The organism is uncultured Tenacibaculum sp., from assembly GCF_947502995.1.
GTDB lineage: Bacteria > Bacteroidota > Bacteroidia > Flavobacteriales > Flavobacteriaceae > Polaribacter.
On sequence record NZ_CANNBW010000014.1, the window covers coordinates 19835 to 43012 of the forward strand.

Annotated in this window: 20 protein-coding genes; 10 read left to right on the top strand and 10 right to left on the bottom strand. The window is 29.0% G+C overall.

The genetic code is table 11. The features are described 5' to 3' along the window. Positions 1 to 73: 73 nt before the first annotated feature. The 5 genes from Q1A46_RS12580 to Q1A46_RS12600 are packed head-to-tail and all read left to right on the top strand — an operon-like array spanning position 74 to position 5128. On the top strand, positions 74 to 355 hold the full coding sequence (locus tag Q1A46_RS12580; protein WP_299679063.1) for a DUF493 family protein: 282 nt from the start codon (positions 74 to 76) through the stop codon (positions 353 to 355). 6 nt (positions 356 to 361) lie between these two features. Next, positions 362 to 1957 (top strand): peptidylprolyl isomerase, encoded by a 1596-nt coding sequence (locus tag Q1A46_RS12585; RefSeq protein WP_299679066.1) that lies wholly within the window; start codon positions 362 to 364, stop codon positions 1955 to 1957. 9 nt (positions 1958 to 1966) lie between these two features. Further along, the gene (locus Q1A46_RS12590) at positions 1967 to 2833 is read left to right on the top strand and encodes a hypothetical protein (protein ID WP_299679069.1); all 867 of its coding nucleotides are present in this window, start codon (positions 1967 to 1969) and stop codon (positions 2831 to 2833) included. Then, positions 2796 to 4175 carry a peptidylprolyl isomerase gene (locus Q1A46_RS12595; protein ID WP_299679072.1) on the top strand — a complete coding sequence of 460 codons (1380 nt, stop codon included), beginning with the start codon at positions 2796 to 2798 and terminating at the stop codon, positions 4173 to 4175. Before Q1A46_RS12590 ends, Q1A46_RS12595 begins: the two co-directional genes overlap by 38 nt. Beyond that, the gene (locus tag Q1A46_RS12600) at positions 4175 to 5128 is read left to right on the top strand and encodes a MoxR family ATPase (protein ID WP_299679075.1); all 954 of its coding nucleotides are present in this window, start codon (positions 4175 to 4177) and stop codon (positions 5126 to 5128) included. Before Q1A46_RS12595 ends, Q1A46_RS12600 begins: the two co-directional genes overlap by 1 nt. 86 nt (positions 5129 to 5214) lie before the next feature. On the opposite strand, the gene Q1A46_RS12605 is transcribed toward Q1A46_RS12600, so the two are convergent. Continuing rightward, on the bottom strand, positions 5215 to 8082 hold the full coding sequence (locus Q1A46_RS12605) for an endonuclease (protein WP_299679078.1): 2868 nt from the start codon (positions 8080 to 8082) through the stop codon (positions 5215 to 5217). A 171-nt stretch (positions 8083 to 8253) separates the two neighbouring features. On the opposite strand from Q1A46_RS12605, the gene pheT reads away from it, so the two are divergent. The 3 genes from pheT to Q1A46_RS12620 are packed head-to-tail and all read left to right on the top strand — an operon-like array spanning position 8254 to position 12886. Next, positions 8254 to 10680, top strand: coding sequence for a phenylalanine--tRNA ligase subunit beta (gene pheT / locus Q1A46_RS12610; RefSeq protein ID WP_299679081.1), 2427 nt, complete (start codon positions 8254 to 8256; stop codon positions 10678 to 10680). A 51-nt stretch (positions 10681 to 10731) separates the two neighbouring features. Further along, positions 10732 to 11850, top strand: coding sequence for a lipopolysaccharide assembly protein LapB (locus Q1A46_RS12615; RefSeq protein WP_299679084.1), 1119 nt, complete (start codon positions 10732 to 10734; stop codon positions 11848 to 11850). 1 nt (position 11851) lies between these two features. Beyond that, a complete protein-coding gene (locus Q1A46_RS12620; RefSeq protein WP_299679087.1) occupies positions 11852 to 12886 on the top strand; it encodes a quinone-dependent dihydroorotate dehydrogenase in 1035 nt (344 codons plus the stop codon). Between the two features lie 50 nt (positions 12887 to 12936). On the opposite strand, the gene Q1A46_RS12625 is transcribed toward Q1A46_RS12620, so the two are convergent. Further along, positions 12937 to 13269, bottom strand: coding sequence for a hypothetical protein (locus Q1A46_RS12625; protein WP_299679090.1), 333 nt, complete (start codon positions 13267 to 13269; stop codon positions 12937 to 12939). 153 nt (positions 13270 to 13422) lie between these two features. Here Q1A46_RS12625 and Q1A46_RS12630 point away from each other — a divergent pair, with 153 nt between their 5' ends. Further along, a complete protein-coding gene (locus Q1A46_RS12630; protein ID WP_299679093.1) occupies positions 13423 to 14040 on the top strand; it encodes a LysE family translocator in 618 nt (205 codons plus the stop codon). 12 nt (positions 14041 to 14052) lie between these two features. Here the strand turns inward: Q1A46_RS12630 and Q1A46_RS12635 are convergent, their stop codons facing one another. Genes Q1A46_RS12635 through Q1A46_RS12645 form a run of 3 tightly spaced genes read right to left on the bottom strand, consistent with a single transcriptional unit; the run spans position 14053 to position 15673 of the window. Then, the gene (locus Q1A46_RS12635) at positions 14053 to 14478 is read right to left on the bottom strand and encodes an SMI1/KNR4 family protein (protein ID WP_299679096.1); all 426 of its coding nucleotides are present in this window, start codon (positions 14476 to 14478) and stop codon (positions 14053 to 14055) included. Then, complete coding sequence (locus Q1A46_RS12640) at positions 14469 to 14999, bottom strand: YfiT family bacillithiol transferase (protein WP_306420520.1); 531 nt, start codon at positions 14997 to 14999, stop codon at positions 14469 to 14471. The genes Q1A46_RS12635 and Q1A46_RS12640 overlap by 10 nt, the downstream gene beginning before the upstream one ends. Positions 15000 to 15001: 2 nt before the next feature. Next, entirely contained in the window at positions 15002 to 15673 is a 672-nt protein-coding gene (locus Q1A46_RS12645) for a lipopolysaccharide assembly protein LapB (protein WP_299679099.1), read from the bottom strand. 216 nt (positions 15674 to 15889) lie between these two features. On the opposite strand from Q1A46_RS12645, the gene lon reads away from it, so the two are divergent. Next, positions 15890 to 18346 (top strand): endopeptidase La, encoded by a 2457-nt coding sequence (gene lon / locus Q1A46_RS12650; protein ID WP_299679102.1) that lies wholly within the window; start codon positions 15890 to 15892, stop codon positions 18344 to 18346. Between the two features lie 47 nt (positions 18347 to 18393). Here lon and Q1A46_RS12655 read toward each other — a convergent pair whose 3' ends face one another. The 5 genes from Q1A46_RS12655 to Q1A46_RS12675 form a co-directional block, all read right to left on the bottom strand. Next, positions 18394 to 18924: a hypothetical protein gene (locus Q1A46_RS12655; RefSeq protein WP_299679105.1), complete on the bottom strand. Its 531-nt coding sequence runs from the start codon at positions 18922 to 18924 to the stop codon at positions 18394 to 18396. A 178-nt stretch (positions 18925 to 19102) separates the two neighbouring features. After that, positions 19103 to 20734 carry a S8 family serine peptidase gene (locus Q1A46_RS12660; RefSeq protein WP_299679108.1) on the bottom strand — a complete coding sequence of 544 codons (1632 nt, stop codon included), beginning with the start codon at positions 20732 to 20734 and terminating at the stop codon, positions 19103 to 19105. 53 nt (positions 20735 to 20787) lie between these two features. Next, the gene (locus tag Q1A46_RS12665; RefSeq protein ID WP_299679111.1) at positions 20788 to 21342 is read right to left on the bottom strand and encodes a thioredoxin family protein; all 555 of its coding nucleotides are present in this window, start codon (positions 21340 to 21342) and stop codon (positions 20788 to 20790) included. A 13-nt stretch (positions 21343 to 21355) separates the two neighbouring features. Continuing rightward, positions 21356 to 22084, bottom strand: a complete 729-nt coding sequence (locus Q1A46_RS12670; protein WP_299679114.1) for an SDR family NAD(P)-dependent oxidoreductase — start codon at positions 22082 to 22084, stop codon at positions 21356 to 21358. After that, positions 22077 to 23171, bottom strand: coding sequence for a glycosyltransferase family 4 protein (locus Q1A46_RS12675; protein ID WP_299679117.1), 1095 nt, complete (start codon positions 23169 to 23171; stop codon positions 22077 to 22079). The genes Q1A46_RS12670 and Q1A46_RS12675 overlap by 8 nt, the downstream gene beginning before the upstream one ends. Between the last annotated feature and the right edge of the window lie 7 nt (positions 23172 to 23178).

Here is a 23178-nt window from a genome sequence, read left to right on the forward strand (position 1 = left end):
TAATTTTGTGTTCAATTTTTATAATGAAGGTGTAGCTAGAACACAAGCTTAAATTAATTTACGTAATTAAACTATGTCTGATAGAGAAGCATTTTATGCAAATTTGAAAGAAAAATTAAACGAAACAACTAAATTTCCTACCAAATATTTATATAAATTTATAGTTCCTAGTGAAGACAAGAAAGTGGAACAAGTTCAAGATATTTTTAACAAAGGTGGTGCTGTAATCAATACTAGGAAATCTAGATCGGGAAAGTATACAAGTGTATCTATTCACTTGAACGTTTCTAGCGCAGATGAAGTAATCTCTTATTATCAACAAGCCGAAAAAATAGAAGGCATTATATCATTATAAAACCTTATGAAAACTACTCTTATTACCACGATTTCACTCTTTATTTCTTGTTTTCTTTTTGCACAAAAAGATGAAGTTCTTTTAACTATAAACGATGAACCAGTTTATGTTTCTGAGTTTAAAAGAGTTTATGAGAAGAATTTAGATCAGATTAAGGAAGAAGAAAAAGATGTAGATAAAAATTTGAATCTTTTCATTAATTACAAGTTAAAATTAATTGATGCTTATAAGTTAAAATTAGATACTTCCAAAACATATAAGAATGAACTAAGTTCATATAAGAATCAGTTAATGACACCTTATCTTCATGATGATGAGTTCAAACAAAAAATGGTAAAGGAAGCTTATGATAGAACTGTTGAAGAAGTTAGAGCTAGTCATATTTTATTAGCTTATCCTAAAAAAGGTAAAAAAGATTCTATCGCTTTAAAGAAAAAACTAGAAGAAATAGGAAAACGAATTTTAAACGGTGAAGCTTTCGATAAGGTAGCTAAAGAAGTTTCTAGTGATCCTTCAGCGAAAATTAATGGAGGAGATTTAGGCTATTTTTCAGCATTTAGAATGGTATATCAATTTGAAGATGCAGCTTACAAAACTAAAGTTGGAGAGGTTTCTAAACCTTTTGGAACTAGATTTGGATATCATATTTTAAAAGTTACCGATAAAAGAAAGTCTAGAGGAGAAGTTGAAGCAGCACATATTTTAATACGTGATACTGAAGCAAAAGGAAAAGCGAAAGTAGATTCTATTTATCAACAATTATTAGGTGGGGCTAATTTTGAGGATGTAGCGAAAAAATATTCTGAAGATAAAGGTTCTGCAAATTATGGAGGTAAATTACCAAGGTTTGGTTCTGGTAGAATGGTGTTAACGTTTGAGAATGCTGTAATGGACTTACAGAAAGAAAATGAAATAAGTAAGCCTTTTAAAACTCGTTTTGGATGGCATATAGTGAAATTATTAAAAAAATATCCTGTTAAATCTTTTGATGAAGTGAAAGAGGATTTACAGCGTAAAATAAGAACAAGTAACAGAGGAAACTTATCTACACAACGTTTAATTAAGAAATTAAACAAAGATTACCAACCTACAGAGAATAAAAGTATAATTGAAAAGGTAGCAGCTAAAAAAGTCTTAACTAAAGAAGATTCTGTAGCTACAGTATACACTGTTCAAAACAAAAAATATGCATTAACTGAGTTTTTAGATTATGCAAAGAACAAGCGATATTTATCTACAGAAGAATTATGGTCTAAATTTAAAGATCAAGAAATATTAAGTTATTACAAAAATAATCTTGAAAATATATTTCCTGAATATAAAAACACACTCCAAGAATATAAAGATGGATTATTGTTATTCGATTTAATGCAATTAAAAGTTTGGAATAAGTCTCAAAGTGAGAGTGAAGAATTTTTAGCCTTTTTCGACAAAAACAAGAAGAATTATAAAAGTGAAGACCTAGAAAAGGTTAGAGGAGAGGTTATTAACGATTATCAAAAATATTTAGAAGATACTTGGATTGATAACTTAAAATCTTCAAACAAGGTAAAGATTAATAAAAGAGTACTTAAAAGAGTTAAAAAAGCTTATAAACAATAAACTAAATTAGTGAAGAAGGTCATTTTTACATTTTGTTTTTTAGCATTTCTATCATGTGATAAAATAAAAGAATTTATATCTACTGATACCGATAGTGATAATGAACCAGTAGTTGCTTCTGTAGGAGAAGTAAACTTGTACTTATCTGATGTCGCTAATGTTGTGCCGAGAGGAACTTCTAAAAATGACAGTTTAGTTTTAATTAAAAGCTACATAAATACTTGGGCTAAAGAGCAATTGTTGTTAAAAAAAGCTGAAGAAAATATTTCTGATGTTAATAACAAACAAATTAATGAGCTCGTAAAAAATTACAAAGAAAGCTTATATATAAATGGCTATAAGGAAACTTTGATAAATCAACAGCTGGATACTATTATTTCAGAACAATCAATTCAGAAATACTACACAAATAACAAGGATAACTTCAGATTGAATGAAGAATTACTTCAGTTAAAGTATATTTATTTTGGTAAAGATTTTTTAGATAAAAAAGAAGCGATAAAAAAGTTTCAATCTACTACAGTAGAGGATTTAGAAGATTTAGAAAACTTAACGATTAATTTTAAAGATTATATGTTGAGAGATTCATCTTGGGTAAGCTATGATGATGTTTTGTTAAAAATCCCGCCATTTAGATATGAATCGAAAGAAAAACTGTTAAAAAAATCCAAATTCATTCAGAAAGAAGATAGTTTAGGAGTATATTTGGTCGCTGTGAATAATGTGCTAAAGAGAAACGAGATTGCTCCTTTGAGTTACATTAGAAGTAATATAAAGCAACTTATTTTACATAAACGTAAAATAGAATTAGTAAGAGAGATAGAAAAAACGTTGATTAATGATGCAATTAAAAACAATGAATTTAAAGAGTATTAGTATTGTAATGATTTTAGGATTAGCTCCAATTTTTGCAGGAGCTCAAAAGAATAAGATAGATGGTGTAGCAGTAGTTGTTGGTAAGAATGTTGTTTTAAATTCAGATATTGAAAAGTTTAAAAAAGAGATTGAAACACAGAGTGAAGGAAAAATAAAAATTACTGATTGTCAAATGTTAGAGCAATTGATGGATCGTAAGTTACTTGCTCATCATGCTGTTGTGGATAGTGTTACTGCATCAAAAGCTGAAATTGACGACAGAGTAAAAAGAACTATTGACTTCTTTATAAGACAACATGGTGGAGAAAAAGAGGCTATAGCAGTTTATGGATTTAATGACAAAGAAGATTTAATTAAGGAGCTTGAGCGTGTTCAAAAAGAAGAAATCTTAATAGAAAAAGAACAACAAAAAATTACTGGTGATGTAGATTTAACTCCAGAAGAAGTTCGTTTATATTTTAATGGTTTAAAAGAAAAAAATGAATTACCTGAATTTCCAGCAGAAGTAGAATTAGCACAGATAGTTTTAAAAGCTGAACCAACTAAAGAAGAAAACGAGAGAATTATAGCTAAGCTTAACGAGATTAAGAAAGATGTAGAAGAGAATGATGCTAGTTTTAGGTTAAAAGCAATTGTAAACTCAAATGACCCTTCTGTTGCAAGAAATGGTGGTAATTTAGGAACAATTACAAAAGATACACAATTTATTAAAGAGTTTAAGGAAGTTGCTTTTTCTTTAGATGAAGGTCAAATTTCTGAGCCATTTAAGTCTATTTTCGGATATCATATTATTTTACTACACAAAATTAAAGGTAATGGTAGAGAAGTTTCTCACATTGTTATGAAACCTGAAATTGAAGAGAATAAATTAAAAGATGCGAAAGAAAAATTAGAAAAACTTAGAAAAGATATTATCGCTGGAGAGTTAACTTTTGAAAAGGCAGTTGACGATCATTCACAAGATGATGAAACAAAAAACAGTGGAGGATTAATATTAAATCCATACACAGGAGAGTCTACTTTCGATTTAACAAGAATGGATCCTGCTTTATATGGTAGAATTAATGAGTTACAAAAAGGAGAGTTTTCTGAAGTTTTTTATGACGAAACAAGAGCAGGAGAGAAAATGTATAAGTTATTATACATGAGAAATAGAACAAATACGCATAAAGCTGATTTAGTAGATGATTATGTTAAAGTTCAGAAATTAGCTCTAGTAAAGAAAAAAGAAGAAACAATTGCTAAATGGTCAAAAGACAAAATTTTAGAAACTTATGTTAAGATTGGAAGTGATTACAAAAAATGTACTTTTAAATCTAACTGGAAAAAAGAAAATCAATAATGTCAGACGTTGCTGCAGTTAATAATTTAGTAACTAAATATCAACAGTTACAGCAAGAAATAGGTAAAGTAATTATAGGTCAAAAAGAAGCCGTTAATTTCTCATTACTATCTATTTTTTGTGGTGGTCATTCACTTTTAATTGGTGTACCAGGATTAGCAAAAACTTTATTAGTAAATACAATATCAGATGCATTAGGGTTGAATTTTAATAGAATTCAGTTTACTCCAGATTTAATGCCTTCAGATATTTTAGGTAGTGAAATCTTAGATGAAACTAGAAAGTTTAAGTTTATTAAAGGACCAATATTTTCTAATATCATTCTTGCAGATGAAATCAACAGAACACCACCAAAAACTCAAGCAGCTTTATTAGAAGCAATGCAAGAACGTTCTGTAACTATAGCTGGTCATCATTACAAATTAGATTTACCGTTTTTTGTATTAGCTACTCAAAACCCAATAGAACAAGAAGGAACTTATCCATTACCTGAAGCTCAATTGGACCGTTTTATGTTTTCTATAAATTTAGATTATCCTTCGTTTGAAGAAGAAGTAGAAGTGGTAAAAAATACAACAACAACTAATGAGTTAAAAGTAAATGCTTTATTTAATGCTCAAGAAATTGTTGAGATACAAAAGTTAATTCGTAAGATACCTGTAGCAGATAATGTAGTAGAATATGCAGTTAGTTTAGTTGGAAAAACTAGACCTAAATCTGATAAAGCTACTGATTTAGTTAAAAAATATATTGATTGGGGAGCAGGTCCTCGTGCTTCGCAGAATCTAATTTTAGCAGCTAAAGCAAATGCGGCAGTTAATGGTAAATATTCACCTGATATTGAAGACGTACAAGCTGTAGCTGTACCAATTCTATCACATAGGGTTGTTAAAAATTACAAAGCAGAAGCTGAAGGAATTACTATAGATGAAATAATTACTTCTTTATTTTAATAAAGTATTCAGAAAGTAAAGTTATAACACAAAAAACTCGGATGATTTCATCCGAGTTTTTTTATTTTGAGAATGTAAAGTTTTATTTATTTCTTAATAAACTTTTTAATAAATGATCTTTGACCGTCATTTACTTCTAAGATATGTAAACCTTTAGATAAGTTACTAACATCAATATTTTCATCTACTTTACCATTTAAAACTGTTTGACCAATAGTGTTAATAATCTTGAAAGAAGCATCTCTTTTATCTCTTAATGAGATTTTCAAGAAGTTAACAGCAGGATTAGGGTAAACTTTAGCATCAAAAATAGGAGCTTCATTACCTAATTCACCATCAATTTCTATACTAGTTAACACTTCAGACGTTCTTGCGGCAGTACCAATATTTACAGTGTAATCTTCCACTTCTCCATAACTAAACGTTTCACACGCTGTTGGAGCTCCATTCCATTTCATAGAAACTCGCATTCTTGTATTTCCTAATTTAGCTGAACTAGGAATAGAGAAGTTGTATGATAAGTTACCAGAACTAGAAGAAGAACCAGTTACTAACTGTTCATTAGATTCGAATGTTCCATTTTGGTTTAAATCAATCCAAACACTCCAATATTCTGTATAAGAAGAGCTAACAAAACCTGCACTTACTACGATAGTATTGCTACCATAGTTCAAATTTCCTATTAAGTTGGTAAAGTCACCATATCCAGCATTTGCACCAGTATTATTAGTTATACCACCTATAGCTACATTGTCTATGTATTCATAGTTTACATTATTTCCTTTAGAATTACAATATGTTAGAACAGGAGTTGAAGGTAAAGTTGTCACATTAACAGTATTACTAGCTGATGATGTATTTCCAGCAGCATCTATAGCTCTGATAGAAAAACTATACGAAGTATCAGGATTTAAATTTATTGCATTATAACTTAATGTAGTAATTGTTGTAACTTTTGTAGACCCTCTATAAACCTCATAACCTGTAACACCTTTATTGTCTGTTGAAGCATTCCAAGATAGGCTCACGGAAGTTTCTGTAATGTTTGAAGCAGTTAATCCAGTTGGTATTGTTGGTGCTTGAGTATCTGGTGCTTCTAATGTTGTTACATTAACAGTATTACTTGCAGAAGAAGTATTTTCAGCGGCATCTATAGCTCTTATAGAGAATGAATATACAGTATTAGCATTCAAGTTAGTTACATTATAATTTAATGTTGTAACTGTAGTTAATTTTGTAGATCCTTGGTAAACATCATAACCAGTAACTGCTGTGTTATCTGTTGAAGCATTCCAAGCTAAACTAACAGAAGTTTGAGTTGTATTGGAAGCTGTAAGTCCAGATGGAGAAGTAGGTGCTTGTGTATCTGGAGTAGGTGTAGATCCACCATCTATAGTATGAGTTCCAAGATCAGAAATTGTATTTGAACTTAAAGAATTCCATTCTGAAGTTGTATACGATGTATTAGGTGAAGTTACAGATGATTTACGTTGTAAAGTAACATCCTTACCAAAATTAGCACTGCTTGCAGGAGTACCAACAAGATCTATTAAAGAGTTATTTTTAAATAATGCAACAGCATCATTACCATTAAAATTCATTGCTCCAGCACTAATAGTTTGATCAGCTTTACTTGTAATTGTAGTAGAAGCACTCACATGAGCTACAACATAAACTTCACCATTAGCTAACTGTCCTGATAAATTTAAAGTACTTCCCCAAGAATTATCACCATTTGTAGTTTTTCTTAAAGAGTATCCAGATAAGTTTACAGTACTTCCAGTAAAATTAGCAATCTCTATAGCTTTATTAAAAGATGAACCTTCTACATATTCAGAAATTATTAATTCTGTAGTAGTTCCAGATCCTCCAGATCCGCTAGAAGTAGTTACAACATTTACTCCATTGCTGTTAGCAGAAACATTACCAGCAGCATCAAAAGCTCTTACAGAAAAAGTATAAGCTGTTCCTGCTGTTAATCCAGTAACATTAAATGAAGTTGAAGTTGTTGTACCTATTTGAGTAGTTCCGCTAAATATATTATATCCTGTGACTGCAACATTATCAGAAGAAGCTGTCCAAGCTAAGTCAGTAGTAGTTTGTGTGGTGTTAGATGCAATTAGCCCAGAAGGATTTGTCGGAGCTTGTGTGTCACTTCCTCCAGAATTACCAAATAAATCTTCTGCTTGTGGTCCTCCCCAAATTTGAGTAGCAAAAGCAGGATTGTCGATAAAAGGATTTCTATTTCCTTGTTCTTGTTCTAATATTGGATTTCTTTGTTTTTCTAAATCAGATACAGGATCTTCAGCATTCCACTGTAAAAACAGACTAATCATATTTGGATCAGTAGCAACTGTAGTTCCAACTCCAACGTTAATAGGAAGCGATTGATTTCCGTAACGTATATACATATACATCATCATTCTAGCAACATCTCCTTTCCATTCATCTCCAGGGTACCAGTTTCCTTGTGAAGTAATGTATGATGGAGTACCAGATCCTGCAGCAAATTTACGATTACTTCTCGAAGAATTTCTTTGAGCATCACAAGGTCTTAAGTTATGAGCATCAGCACCTGGACCAGATGTTCCTAAATTAGGGTTTGCTAGTGATTTAGAATATACATGTTCTCTATTCCATACGCCACTTCCTCCGCCATTATCATCTCTACCACGAGTTCTATCATTAGTAATATCAGAATCCGTATCATTCCAACCGTAAATTAAAAGTACTTTAGTTGGGTCAGTAGGGTCTAAATCAGTTTGTTTTAAAGCGTTCCAAACGCCTGGTGTATAACTTAAAAAGTTATTATGAGTACTGATTACTTTGGTAGCAAGTTCATCTTTAAGGCTAGAACCGGTTAAGTTTAAGTTTACATCGTTATAGTACGACGGTATTTGTCCTAATACTGACAAAGAAGTCATCAGCATTAAAAGAGCCAAATGTTTTTTCATTATGTAGTTATGTTGGGTTTAATCAATTACAAATAACATATCGATATGTTAATAAAACATTAATAAAGTGTTAATTTTTAAGAAGTTATTAACACTTTCGAAAATGGTATTTTATTCCAAGATAATCTTCAGAAAAAATGTAAATTTGCAGGCTAAATACTAGACTAAAAAATGAAAATATCATATAACTGGCTACAACAATTTTTACAATTTGACTGGAATCCAGAAAAGATAGGGGAATTATTGACGGATTTAGGACTGGAAGTTGAGGGGATTGAACTTAAAGAAAGTATTAAAGGAAGTTTAAAAGGTGTTGTTGTTGGTGAAGTTCTAACATGTAAAAAACATCCTAATGCAGATAAACTTAAAGTTACTACTGTTAATTTAGGAACAGGTGAACCAGTACAAATAGTTTGTGGAGCACCTAATGTAGATGCTGGACAAAAAGTTCCTGTAGCTACCATTGGAACAATGTTATACGACGAAAAAGGAGAAGGCTTTAAAATTAAGAAAGGAAAAATCAGAGGTGAAGAGAGTCATGGTATGATCTGTGCCGAAGATGAATTAGGTTTAGGATCTAGTCATGATGGAATTATGATTTTAGATGAATCTTTAGTTCCAGGAACTCCTTGTGCCGATGTATTTAAAATAGAAACTGACCATGTTTTTGAAATTGGATTAACTCCTAACAGAGCAGATGCAATGAGCCATTATGGAGTGGCAAGAGACTTAAGAGCTGGTTTGTTACAAAACGACGTGAAATTAGAATTAATTTCACCTTCAGTTTCTGATTTTCATGTTGATGAAAGAAGATTAAAGATTGATGTTGAAGTTGAAAATAAAGAATTAACGCCAAGATATTGTGGAATCACGATTACTGATGTTGAAGTAAAAGATTCTCCAGAATGGATAAAAAATAGATTAAAAGCAATAGGAATTGCTCCTAAAAATAATATTGTAGACATCACAAATTATGTTTTACATGAATTAGGTCAGCCTTTACATGCTTTCGATGCTTCAAAAATTAAAGGAAATAAAGTTGTTGTAAAAACTTTAGAGGAAGGTACTAAATTTACCACTTTAGATGAAGTTGAAAGAGAATTATCAGCTGAAGATATCATGATATGTGATGCTGAATCGAATCCTTTATGTATCGCTGGTGTTTTCGGAGGTTTAAAATCTGGAGTTACAGAAAATACAACTACTGTTTTCTTAGAGAGCGCATATTTTAATCCTGTTTCTGTTCGTAAAACAGCTAAAAGACACGGATTAAATACAGATGCTTCTTTTAGATTTGAAAGAGGAATCGATATTAATCAAACGAAATATGCGATTAAAAGAGCAGCATTATTAATTGAAGAATACGCTGGAGGAAAAATGTCTTCAGATATTATGGATTTCTATCCTGAGAAGGTTAATGATTTTGAAGTATTCTTATCGTTTGAAAATGTTTATAAATTAATTGGTCAAGATATTCCAAAGGAGACGATTAAAAATATTTTAGCTTCACTAGAAATCAAAATTAATAGTATTACAGAAGCTGGTTTAGGTTTAGTTATTCCTTCTTACAGAGTTGATGTTCAAAGAGAAGCAGATATCATTGAAGAAATTTTAAGAGTTTACGGATATAACAATATTGAGTTTTCTCATAAATTAAATACTTCGATATCTTTTGATAATGATACTCAAGTTAAAGTTGAAAACATAGTTTCAGATCATTTAGTTGCTTTAGGCTTCAATGAAACTATGGCGAATTCATTAACAAAGGCAGATTATATTGGCTTATCTGAAGATTTAAATGAGAGCTTTAATGTAGAAATGTTAAATCCATTGAGTAATGATTTAAAAGTATTACGCCAATCATTATTATTTAGTGGATTAGAAAGTATTTCTTATAACATTAACCGTAAGAATAATGCGTTAAAATTCTTTGAATTAGGAAAAACCTATCATAAATATGAATCAGGTTACCAAGAAGATAAACACTTAACATTATTTGTTACCGGAAATAAATTAAAAGATAATTGGAAAATAGCTTCTGAAACATCTAGTTTCTTTTATTTAAAAGGAGTAATTACTAGTATTTTTAACCGATTAGGTTTATCAAACTTAAAGAATTCACCAGTAAAATCATCGGTATTCTCTGAAGGATTAACATTAAGTTTAGGTAAAACAAAATTAGTAGAGTTCGGAGTTGTTAAACGTTCAATATTAAAAGAGTTCTCTATTAAGCAAGAAGTTCTTTTTGCAGATTTTAAATGGGATGTTATTTTAGGATTAGTGGGTAAGAAGAAAATAAAAGTTACCGATTTACCTAAATTCCCTGCAGTAAAAAGAGATTTAGCTTTATTATTAGATAGCAAAGTTGAATTTAAAGAAATTTACAATTTGGCTTTTCAATCTGAAAGAAAGCTTTTAAAAGAAGTAGACTTATTTGACGTTTACGAAGGTGAGAATTTACCTGAAGGAAAAAAATCGTATGCTGTTAGTTTTATTTTACAAGATGAAAATAAAACATTGAATGATAAGCAGATCGATAAAATAATGCAAAAATTACAGCAAACATTCGAAAAGAATGTTGGTGCAGAATTAAGATAAATAGATAAGCTCCCATTGGGAGCTTTTTTTTAATAGTTAATAAGAATGAAAATGAAAAAAGTTGTTTTAATATTAATAATGATTTGTGGATTAACAATTAATGCACAAAAAGAAGAATTAGAAAATTTAGGAAAAAAAATAGAAGAAACTTTAGCTAATGGAAATACTGAATTTATAAATAGTATTTATGATGTTAAAGAAATGGGAGATCGTTTTTTACTTAAAAAAACGAAGAGTAAAAAAATAAAGAGTTTTAATAAATCTTTTTATAGTGGTTTTTCTTCAAGTTTTGATTTCGGAGCTTTAATAAAAAGTGAGATAGAAAATGATGCTACTTATCAGTTCTTAAAATTAATTGAAGAAGATGGAGATCATTATTTATTATTTAGACTTTATGGTCAAGGAGTAAATTATCATAAACATTTGCTTAAAAAGGATAACGGAAATTATAAGATAATTGATACTTATATTTATATAACAGGTGAATATTTAAGCGATACGTTCAAGTCTATATATATGGGAGCTTTATTAAGTCAAGGAATTTTAAGTAATTCTAGTACTAATAAATCTATTATGAGTGATTTGATGAAAATGAATGAGATTAAAGTATTCTTAAATAGAGGAGAAGTAGATAAAGCAAAAAAAGCATATGAAAGTATAAGTAGTTCTTCTAAAGAAAAAAAGATATTTAAATTAACAGGAATCAGACTTGCAGGAGAAGTATCTAATGAGGCATACACAAAAGCTATTACTGATTACGAAAAATCATTTCCAAACGATATAAGTCTTTATTTAATATCTATGGATAAACTGATATTAAATGAAAAATATGATGAAACTATTGTAGTTTTAGATAAATTAAATGCTGCACTTAATGGAGATCCATTTTTAGATTACATGAAAGGGAATGTATATTTATTAAAAAAAGATCTTGAAAAAGCTGAAACTTTATTTAAAAAAGTAACTAATATTTATCCAGATTTTATGGATGCATATGATAGTCTGTTAAGTATTTATATTGAAAAAGATAATTTAAAAGAAGCAATATCTATATTAGATACTTTTGTAAAAGATTTTGAACTTCCTAAAGAAATACTTTTTGAAACATTAAAACAAAATTATCCAGAGTTTTCAAAAAAGGAAGAAGTTATAAACTGGTCAAATCAATAATATGTATAAATCAATAATTCGCCCTATTTTCTTTCTTTTCGATCCAGAAAAGATTCATCATTTCACTTTTTCTTTGGTAAAAGTAATGTCTAAAATTCCGTTTGTTTCATCTATTTTTAGAGGACTTTACCAAGTAAATGATAAACGATTAGAAAGAAACTTATTCGGATTAACATTCAAAAACCCAGTAGGCTTAGCTGCTGGTTTCGATAAAAACGCAGTATTGTATAACGAGCTTGCTAATTTCGGTTTTGGTTTTATCGAAATAGGTACAGTTACTCCAAAAGGTCAAGTTGGTAATCCAAAACAAAGATTATTTCGTCTAAAAGACGATAAAGGTATTATTAATCGAATGGGGTTTAATAATGAAGGATTATCTGCAGCTATATCACAGTTAAAAAAGAATAAAGGAAAAGTAATTATTGGAGGAAACATAGGAAAGAATACTGCTACAAAACCAGAAAACTATACAGAGGATTATACAGTTTGTTTTGAAGAATTACATCCTTATGTAGATTATTTTGTGTTGAATGTAAGTTGTCCGAATGTATCAAGTCATGCAAAATTAGAAGATGCAGCATACTTAAAAGAATTAATTACAGAAGTTCAAAAAATTAATAGTTCTAAAGAAAAACAGAAGCCAATTTTATTAAAAATAGCACCAGATTTAAATAATAATCAGTTAGATGAAATTATCGATTTGGTTGCTGAAACAAAAATAGATGGAGTTATTGCCTCTAATACTTCTGTGGATAGAACAGGTTTGAAAGCTTCAGAAGAACGATTAAAAGAGATTGGTAATGGAGGTTTGAGTGGACAGCCGATTAAATCTAAAAGTACTCGTGTAATTAAATATTTAGCTGATAATTCAAATAAAGCATTTCCAATTGTAGGAGTAGGAGGAATTCATTCTGAAAAAGATGCCTTAGAAAAAATTGAAGCCGGAGCAGATTTAGTTCAAATTTATACAGGTTTTATTTACGAAGGCCCATTGCTTATAAAACGAATTAATAAAGCAATTTTGAAAAAATATTAAAACTTAATAAAACTCATAACCAATTCGGTTATGAGTTTTTTGATTAACAATTATTGCTTAACAAATTTAATAGGCAATTGATAAATTTTTCCTTTGCTTATCGTTGAAGCTTGTATCGCTTTATAATTTAATTTTCTCTTAAGGAATGATTCGATTACCGTATCACTTGTATTAATATCTATAATTACAATTTCATTTTTTTCATTAATCATAAAATCTACTTTAACTGTAAAATCTAGATTAATATCGGGTTTTTCGTTATTTAATAGTTTAACGATTTCAGTTCTTAATTCTTTTTTTAATTCTTTAGAAGGAATAGTAATGTCATTAGCAAAAGTTAAAGTGCTAGTTAAAAAGGCGATTAAAATGATTAAATTTTTCATATTCTTTTATTTTAAAATTAATTATGATACAAACCTATAGCAATTGTATTTTCTTTATAGTTAACTATTGTTAACCACTGTTAATTAACGTTTTATTAGTAATTTTTATAAAGGTGATTTTACTGTGTATATTTGTTTTGAAATTGTAAACTAATGATAGAAATTTTAATCTCTTTTGCTTTATCTACAATGGCTTTAGCTATATCGCCAGGACCAGACAATATTTTCGTACTAACACAAAGTATTGTAAATGGAAAAAAATATGGACTTGCTACTGTCTTAGGTTTAATGACAGGTTGTATTATTCATACAACTTTAGTTGCATTTGGAGTTTCAGAGGTGATTAAAGCTAACGATAATTTATTTTTTGTAATCAAGTTATTTGGAGCTTTATATCTTTTATTTTTAGCTTATAAAGTATTCAAAAGTGATGCGAATATTACTTTTTCTACAGATAATGTTCAAAAGAAATCGACTTTATCGTTATTTAAAACAGGATTTTGGATGAATGTTTTAAATCCTAAAGTGACTATCTTTTTTCTAGCATTTTTTCCTCAATTTTTATTTTCAGATACAATCTCTACAGTATATCAATTTTACGTTTTAGGAGGAATATTTATTCTAGTTTCTTTTGTGATTTTTTCTACTATAGCCATTTTAGCAGGAGCTATTTCAGAGATAATTAAAAAGAACAATAAAGTCGGTGTATTTTTAAAATGGCTTCAAATAGTTGTATTTGTTGGTATTGCCATTTTTATTTTGATTCCATAGAAAATAAATTATTTAATAGATTTTATCAGAGTTATTAATTATTTCAACTAAACTTTCTTCAAAAGTATTAGCTACTAAATCATTAAAATTATTTTCAGTATTGTAGTTTATATAAATTTTTGAGTCTAATTTAGAAAAACCTATTTGATGACTGTTGATTAAATAATCACAAAAAGGGATAAAATTTATGTTTTGATTCTCAAAATATTCAAGCTGAATTCTTTCTAAAGGATAAATAGTAAATATATGTTCATTAGAATCATAATCTTTAAATCCATTAATTCTAGAATATAAATACTTGAAACTAGAAGGGGATTTAAAGTTTAAGATCTTTTCTAACTCAAGGATTTCATCAATAGAAGAAGCGTTATTTAATTTTATATCAGATTTTTTCCAATGAGTTATAATTTCATCTAAATTCATAAAAATTATTTCCAATTCTTTTTTATAATTAGGTTTTCTATGTGAGCATAATGATGATCACAATGCCAAGCATAAATACCAATATTTTCTCTCAAAGATACTTTTTCATTTCCTTCAGGATGAATAAAATATTGATCTAAATCATCGTTAGATAATGTTTTTAAAAAATAAACCCATTTGGCATGTAAAGCTTTTAAACTATTAATTGATAACCCTATTGGTCCATGTTTTGTGTCATCTAGATTAGCCCAACGATCTTCATAATAAGCTTTAATTACTGGAGTATTTTCGGTTAAAGTCCACTTAAAACGAGTATATGAATTATGATGACTATCAGCACAATGATGTATAACTTGTCGTATAGTCCAACCATTTTCTCTGTAAGGAGTGTCTAGTTGTTCTGCAGTTAAATGCTTAACTAAGTGTTCTAGTTTTTCTGGAAAAGCAGCTAGTGTTGTAATCCAATTATCAATTTCTGTTTGAGTAATTTTTTTAGGTAAATTAGGCTTTCCAATAGGATATCTTAATGTTTCCAAAACTATTCTTTTTTAAGTCTTTTTAAACTTTTTTTTGCTCTTCTATTTTCAGGATTAATACTCAAAGCTTTATTGTAATATGTAATAGCTTTAGTTGTATCTTGTTTTTCAAGAAATGCATCTCCTAAACTATAGTAACATGTAGAGCTTTTAGGATATAATTCAATATTAATTTTAAACGTAGTAATTGCTTTATCTATTTCATTGTTTTTAAGAAAAGCATATCCCTTTCGGTTTATAGTTCTTTGTCTAATTACCGGACTTAAACTGTCTTTTTCTTTAATTGAAAGAAAGCCTTTTAAAGCCATTTCAAAATTATTTTCCTTTAAATATTCTGTAGGTGTTTTTTCTCCTTCTTTCAATTTAACAAAGACTAACTTTTCATCTTTATGTTCTCTTTTTTCTGCTAAAACAATTTTAGAATCAGAAGTATTAAAAATTAGTTTTTCATTTAGTTCTCTAGCATAAAAAGTGCTATCATTTACCTTTAAGGGTTTAAGATCAGAATTTCTCCATTTTAAGAACAGTTCTTTATCCTTAAAGTAAACTTCTATGATTTCATCTGCGTTAAAAAAGTACCTACCTTCAGCTTTAGAAATAAAATCATCATTATTTATTTTAGAAGTACAACTTAAAAGTAATAAAGTTGCTAATATTAAAAGTTTGGTTTTCATAGTTTGTTGTTTAATCGACTTAAAAAGTATGACGGTCTTTTTATTTTTTTGTTACGTAAAATTAATATTTAAATGGCATAACTATTGACATCTATTATTGAAAATATTTAATATTTTTAATTTATTTCACTGAATTTCAGTTGTTTGTTTGTAAAAGAGCAATTCCGTGAATAAGAAAATAACGAAATCAATGTCATATTGACAGATATTCATACTATGAGTAAATCAAAAATTATACATTTAGACAATTTGTCTTTACAAGATATGTTGAATGAAGATTCTGAGTTAATTCCTTTATTAACTCCAGAAGATGAAGAAATAATAAACAATGAGGAAATTCCTAGTGAATTACCAATCTTACCATTACGAAATACAGTTTTATTTCCAGGTGTTGTAATTCCAATTACAGCAGGAAGAGATAAATCAATTCAGTTAATAAAAGATGCTAATAAAGGAAACAAAACTATTGGAGTTGTAGCACAACGTAATAGCGAAGTTGAAGATCCTACTTACGAGGATATTTATCATACTGGTGTTGTTGCACAGATTTTAAGAGTTTTAAAAATGCCCGACGGTAATACTACAGTTATTATACAAGGTAAAAAACGATTTGAAATTACTGAAATGATTCAACAAGAACCTTACATGAGAGCTAAGGTTACTGAAGCAATTGAAGAAAGAGATATCGACGATAAAAAAGAATTTGATGCTATTATCGATTCTATTAAAGAGTTGTCTTTAGAAGTAATTAAAGAAAATCCGATGTTACCTTCTGAGGCTTCTTTTGCAATTAAAAATATTCAATCTAATTCATTTTTGGTGAACTTTATTTCATCAAATATGGATTTAAGTGTTGGACAAAAGCAGGTTCTTTTAGAGAAAGATAATTTAAAAGAAAGAGCGCTTTTAACACTAAAGAATTTAGATAAAGAATTGCAAAAGTTACAACTACGTAACGATATTCAGTCTAAAACAAGATCTGATTTAGACAAACAACAACGTGAGTATTACTTACATCAGCAGTTAAAAACAATTCAAGAAGAATTAGGCGGCGTTTCTCATGACCAAGAGTTAGAGGAAATGAAAGCCAAGGCGAAGGATAAAAAGTGGTCTAAAGAAGTAGGAGAGACGTTCGATAAAGAATTAAATAGACTTCGTAGAATGAATCCTCAAATGGCAGAATATGGTGTTCAGCGTAACTATTTAGAGTTATTATTAGAGTTACCTTGGGGAATATATTCTGAGGATAAATTTGATCTTAAAAAAGCGCAAAAGATTTTAGATCGTGATCATTTCGGACTAGAAAAGGTTAAAGAGCGTATTATTGAGCATCTAGCAGTTTTAAAGTTAAGAGGAGATATGAAGTCTCCAATTATTTGTTTATACGGACCTCCGGGAGTTGGTAAAACGTCTTTAGGTAAATCTGTTGCAGAAGCTTTAGGACGTAAATATATTCGTATGTCTTTAGGAGGTTTACGAGATGAAGCAGAAATAAGAGGACATCGTAAAACTTATATTGGAGCGATGCCAGGACGTTTAATTCAAAACTTAAAAAAGGCTGGTACTTCTAATCCTGTATTTGTATTAGATGAAATTGATAAATTAGGTCAGAGTCACCAAGGTGATCCTTCTTCAGCAATGTTAGAAGTTTTAGATCCTGAACAAAACACAGAGTTCTATGACAATTATTTAGAAGTAGGTTACGATTTATCGAAAGTACTTTTTATAGCAACTGCAAATAATATTAATCAAATTCCATGGGCTTTAAGAGATCGTATGGAAATTATTAATGTTACTGGATATACAATTGAGGAAAAGACAGAAATCGCTAAAAAATACTTGTTGCCTAAACAATTAAAAGAGCATGGATTAAATGATGAACATTTAAAACTAGGAAAAGCTCAAATTGAAAAAATTGTTGAAGGTTATACTAGAGAATCTGGTGTTCGTGGTTTAGAAAAACAAGTAGCAAAAGTTGTGCGTTATGCAGCCAAATCTATTGCTATGGAAGAACAGTATAATATTGCTTTAACTTCTGAAGATATTGAAACTATTTTAGGTCCGGCTCGATTAGAAAGAGATAAATATGAAAATAATGACACAGCAGGTGTTGTAACTGGTTTAGCTTGGACTAGCGTTGGAGGAGATATTTTATTTATTGAATCTATTTTATCTAAAGGTAAAGGTGCTTTATCAATTACTGGAAATTTAGGAACAGTAATGAAAGAATCTTCTACAATAGCAATGAAATATATTAAGTCTAATGCTGAAGACTTTGGAATTAAACCTGAAGTTTTAGATAAATACGATGTACATATTCATGTTCCTGAAGGAGCAACTCCTAAAGATGGACCAAGTGCTGGTATTACCATGTTAACTTCTTTAGTTTCTGTATTTACACAACGCAAAGTAAAAAATAAAGTAGCTATGACTGGTGAAATTACTTTGAGAGGTAAAGTACTTCCTGTTGGAGGAATTAAAGAAAAAATATTAGCTGCTAAAAGAGCTAATATTAAAGAGATTATTCTTTGTGCAGATAATAAGAAAGATGTTAATGAAATTAATCAGAGTTATTTAAAAGGATTAAAGTTTCATTACGTGACAGAAATGAGTGAAGTAATCGATATAGCATTAACAAAACAGAAAGTTAAAAACGCAAAAAAATTGAACTAAAAAAAACTCCCTAACTAGGGAGTTTTTTTATTCTTAAAAGTACAGATTTACTTTCCTGAAAGTAACTGTTCGTTATTTTGTTCGTGTAATGTATTAGCTAGGATATTAAGTTTACTTTTTGTGAGTTTAGAAGTTTTACCTACTATTTTAATAAATTCGTCTACTTTTTTCTTCGTAGTTGGATATCCGATATTATTACCATTTGCATCATAAGACATTTCAATAAAATTTCCGTCATTATCTAATATGTACCAAAATGGAAAACCTTTTACTTTTGAATTAGTTTCAGCCATGTCATTTCTAGAACCAAAATAAGTCTTCGCTTTTTCTTCAGTCAACACAATATCTACAACAATATAACTTGTATTGTACAAAGGTTTACAAGTTTCGTTTGTCATTTGGTGTTCAAGTTTTTTACTTAATTCACATGATTCTACTCTATAATTTACAAATACATATTTACTCTCTTCTTTAGCTTTGATTAACGCATTGTCTATTAGTTTTGATGCCTTAAGTTGCGCATCAGATGAAAATTGAAAAATAAAAAATGTAATAAGTAATAGTAAATATTTACGCATAAGATTGGGGATTAAAAAGTTATGTATTCAATTTAAAGAAAAAGATAGCTTTTTATCCCTTCGTTCATCTACAGATTTTTTCCTTTCAACGAAACTTAAGAGTATTTCATAAAACTAAAGTTAATAAGTTAAAGAAATTTAAATTTTTATGAGTTGTAATATTAATTTTATGGTCTTTCTACTTGATTATTAGTTTTTTATTGATAATAGTTTTTGGAGAGTTTTCTATATTGAAAATTTTTAGAAAATAAGTTCCACTTTCTAAACTTGATATTTTGTAAGCTTCAGAAGCTTTATTAGTGTTTATTTCAGAAACAATTTGTCCAAGTGTATTATAAATTACAGCATTAAATTTTTTACTTTGTCTATTAGCTATAAATAAGTCATCACCGTTTTTATTAGGGTTAGGATATATTACAAAGTCATTTTTAATAGTATTATTTATGTCTTCTGTACTTAGTACCATATTACTTTTTAATGCTTCATACGCATTGATTCTTCCGTAACCAAAGAAATCATCTTTACCAGGTAAATCAGAATTTCCTCCAACTTTATCTTCAGAAGTATTTCTTAAAACCGTATTTATTTCATCTATAGTTAAATCTTTATTTAGAGATAACATAAGTGATATTAAACCGGCTACATGAGGAGCAGCCTGAGAAGTTCCACTCCAATAATAATTGTAGTTTGTATCTGAAGCATTGTTTAAACCATAGATATAATTTCCAGGAGCAACAAAATCAATTTGAGGGCCATAATTACTTCCACTAGTACTACTCCAAGAAAATGGGCGAGCAATTCTATCACTAGAATTTGTAGCTCCAATAGCAATAGCTTTTTCGTATCTAGCAGGATATTCTACCGAGGTGTTTTTATTTCCTGCAGAAACTATTACAGGTACATTTTTACTGTAGGCATAATCGATTGCTTCCTTTAAAAAATTTGAAGGATCTACACCACCAGCAGATAAATTAATTACATGAGCACCATTATCAACTGCGTAAATTATAGCTCTTCCCCAATGTGTATAAAAGCCTTTGTTTTCTCTGTCTAAAACTCTACATATCATTATTTTAGAGTTCCAGTTTACACCTGCATACCCAATATTGTTATTTCCTGTTGCAACAGCAATACCAGCAACATTAGTTCCATGTCCGTGATGATCATCTGGTGAGTTGTTATTTTCAACAAAATCCCAACCAATTCTATAGTCATCAACAAAACCATTATTATCATTATCAATTAAATCTCCAGGAATTTCATCTTCATTAATCCAAAACCTATTTTCAAATTCAGGATGATTAGTTTTTATACCGCTATCTAATACAGCAACAACTATATTAGGATCACCAGTTGTTAGTTCCCAAGCAAGATCCATATCTACATCTGCATCAGGTTTAGATGGAGACAAAGAAAAACTTCCATCGTTTATAAAACTCCATTGACGATTAAATAATGGTTCGTTAGGAGCTAATACAGCTTTACCATGTCCTTCTCCTATCTGGTCTATTTCTACATATTCAAATAGTCCAGTATTTTGATATTCTGAAACAATTTCACTGTAATTTTCTTCATTATTTAGCTCTAATAAAAAAGTTTTATTGAAGTTATGTATAGATTCAATTTTAGTTACGTTAAGCGTTTGGTTGAGTTTAGAGAAAACTTGACTTTTACTTTTAGCTCCTGAATTTTTAAACTTAACAATAAGTCGTTTTTGTGAAGTAATGTTGTTTTTGTTGATATCATTTTGTTGTGAAATTCCAGAATAAACAACAAATAACAAGCAAAAAGCATAGCGTATATTTTTCATTATCATAGTTGGTTTTTTAGACAATGAAAGTTAATAAAAAATAAGTAAAAAACTTACTTCCATTTAATATTACAACCAATACTTGGTTTTTGATTTTCAAGAATGGTATTGTGTTCTATTAAAGCATCAATAGCGTTTCTTAAATCTTTACCAGAAACAGGAATATTATTACCAGGTCTTGAATTATCTAATTGTCCATGATATACACATTTTAAATCACCATCAAAAAGATATAAATCAGGAGTACATGCAGCATTATAGGCTTTGGCAACTTCTTGTGTTTCGTCATATAAATAAGGAAAAGGGTATTGAAGTTTTTCTGCATTTTCTTTCATTAAAACCGGACCATCTTGAGGGTAGTTTACAATATCATTACTACTAATAGCAATACAATTAATTCCTTTAGTTTTATAATCATTAGCAATTCTAACTAATTCTTCATTGATGTGAATTACAAAAGGACAATGGTTGCAAATAAAAAAAATAGCAGTTCCATTTTCTCCTTTATTTTCAGATAATTGAATTGTTGTATGATCTATTGTGTTTATTAATTTAAAATCTGGAGCAAAAGCACCAATCTGAAATTTATTAGATTCCGTTAAAGCCATAAGTCAATTAATTTTAGACTTCTCTTAAGTCTATTGTTTGTCCATTTGTAAGCTTATTACTACTATCTAAGTTATAAATGCGTTCAGCTACAAATTCAGGAGAATAAAGTTCGTTATTATTTTTTAAATCTATAAAACGTTGTACGTTTTTAAACTTAGAGACTTCAGTAGTTCTAATTTGAGATTGCATATTTGTATCGACTACACCAGGACGGATTCCAAAGGCTTTTACACCATTTTCTACATTTTCTTGCTCTTTAGATATCGTAGCGGTTATCATATCCAGTGCAGCTTTAGAACTGCAATAAACACTCCAACCTTCATAAGGTTTTTTTGCTGCGCCTGAAGAAATATTAATAATCTGTTTTTTACAATTAAGTTCAGATAATTGATTAATAAATAGGCTAGAAAAAATAAGAGGTATTGTTGTATTTAAGAATACAGATTGATGAATATCTTGATAATTAATAGCTTCTAAATTCGCTATTTCACCAAGTCTACCTGCATTATTTACTAAAGTTATCGAAGTAATTGCTGTTTTTTTAACTTCATCTAAAAGCATTTCAAAAGCATTCTTAGCTTCTTCAATATTTAATAAATCAACAGAAATTTGAGTAACATTTTGAATGTCTATAATTGACCGTGATAATGAAAAAACTATATAATTTTCTTGTAGATATTTTTCAACAAGAGCTTTACCAATTCCTTTACTACCTCCAGTTACAATTAATACATTACTCATTTAATAATTTTTTATAAAGGGCTAAAGTTTCTCGAACTGTTCGTTCTATGCTATATACATTTTGAATTCTAGCTTTAGCATTTTTACCCATTTGAATTCTTTTTTCATTATTGTTAGCCAAATCAGAAATAGCTTTACCAATACTTTTATAATCTTTTAAAGGCACAACAATTCCAGAGTTTTCATCAATTAATTCGGTGCAACCTCCAGCATTTGTCATTATTATTGGTTTTCCAACACTCATTGCCTCGCTTATTGCCCTACCAAATCCTTCGCTTAAAGAAGACTGTACATACATATCAGAACCCGCTAATAAAGACGGAACATCATCACGTTTTCCTAAAACATGAATTCGATTTTTTATTTTACTTTCCTCTTTTAATTTAGATAGGTGAGGAGCATCAGTTTTATCACCAATTAATATAAAATGAATTTCTTTTTCTGAAGTTAAATAGTTAGATGCTTGTAAAAAATACTTTGTTCCTTTTACTTTTCTGTGATTACCAATAGAACAAACAATTATAGCATCTTTAGGAATTCCAATAGAAGTGTAATCAAATGGAATAGCATTATCAAACCAATCTGTACTATAACCTTTAAATATACGTACAGCTTTTTGTTTACGTTTACCAAATAGTTGTTTTTTTACATGGTTGTAAACGAAATTACTATTTCCAATAATAGCATCAATTCTTGGATGTAAATAAGTTAAATAAGCGCTAGGATCATGCCAATGTAAACTTGCAGATCCGTAATAAATAACAGCTTTTATGTTAGGGTATTTTTTTAAAACACCTAATCCGCTACGACTAGCTTTACCACTGATAAAATGTACAATATTTATCTTTTTAGAAGTTAAAAGCTCAGTAAAAGTTTTTTGATATTCTTTATCAATTTTCTCTTTTGGATGTAAATATTGATAATCTGAACGGTCTAATTTTTTTTCTTTAAGATAATTGATTACTTCTTTAGATAAATTACCAATTAAATAAATATTTACTCCCTGTTCTTTTAAGCCTAAATACAAAGCTATTTGAGCTATTTGTGCAATTAAATTACCACCACCAACTACAAAAAGTACATTCATTAATTGT

Excerpts from the sequence above, each read along its gene's own strand:
- Q1A46_RS12580 (WP_299679063.1), top strand. The coding sequence starts at position 74 with ATGTCTGATAGAGAAGCATTTTATGCAAATTTGAAAGAAAAATTAAAC.
- Q1A46_RS12585 (WP_299679066.1), top strand. The coding sequence starts at position 362 with ATGAAAACTACTCTTATTACCACGATTTCACTCTTTATTTCTTGTTTT.
- Q1A46_RS12595 (WP_299679072.1), top strand. The coding sequence starts at position 2,796 with ATGATGCAATTAAAAACAATGAATTTAAAGAGTATTAGTATTGTAATG.
- Q1A46_RS12600 (WP_299679075.1), top strand. The coding sequence starts at position 4,175 with ATGTCAGACGTTGCTGCAGTTAATAATTTAGTAACTAAATATCAACAG.
- Q1A46_RS12605 (WP_299679078.1), bottom strand. The coding sequence starts at position 8,082 with ATGAAAAAACATTTGGCTCTTTTAATGCTGATGACTTCTTTGTCAGTA.
- pheT (WP_299679081.1), top strand. The coding sequence starts at position 8,254 with ATGAAAATATCATATAACTGGCTACAACAATTTTTACAATTTGACTGG.
- Q1A46_RS12615 (WP_299679084.1), top strand. The coding sequence starts at position 10,732 with ATGAAAAAAGTTGTTTTAATATTAATAATGATTTGTGGATTAACAATT.
- Q1A46_RS12620 (WP_299679087.1), top strand. The coding sequence starts at position 11,852 with ATGTATAAATCAATAATTCGCCCTATTTTCTTTCTTTTCGATCCAGAA.
- Q1A46_RS12625 (WP_299679090.1), bottom strand. The coding sequence starts at position 13,269 with ATGAAAAATTTAATCATTTTAATCGCCTTTTTAACTAGCACTTTAACT.
- Q1A46_RS12630 (WP_299679093.1), top strand. The coding sequence starts at position 13,423 with ATGATAGAAATTTTAATCTCTTTTGCTTTATCTACAATGGCTTTAGCT.
- Q1A46_RS12645 (WP_299679099.1), bottom strand. The coding sequence starts at position 15,673 with ATGAAAACCAAACTTTTAATATTAGCAACTTTATTACTTTTAAGTTGT.
- lon (WP_299679102.1), top strand. The coding sequence starts at position 15,890 with ATGAGTAAATCAAAAATTATACATTTAGACAATTTGTCTTTACAAGAT.
- Q1A46_RS12655 (WP_299679105.1), bottom strand. The coding sequence starts at position 18,924 with ATGCGTAAATATTTACTATTACTTATTACATTTTTTATTTTTCAATTT.
- Q1A46_RS12660 (WP_299679108.1), bottom strand. The coding sequence starts at position 20,734 with ATGAAAAATATACGCTATGCTTTTTGCTTGTTATTTGTTGTTTATTCT.
- Q1A46_RS12665 (WP_299679111.1), bottom strand. The coding sequence starts at position 21,342 with ATGGCTTTAACGGAATCTAATAAATTTCAGATTGGTGCTTTTGCTCCA.
- Q1A46_RS12670 (WP_299679114.1), bottom strand. The coding sequence starts at position 22,084 with ATGAGTAATGTATTAATTGTAACTGGAGGTAGTAAAGGAATTGGTAAA.
- Q1A46_RS12675 (WP_299679117.1), bottom strand. The coding sequence starts at position 23,171 with ATGAATGTACTTTTTGTAGTTGGTGGTGGTAATTTAATTGCACAAATA.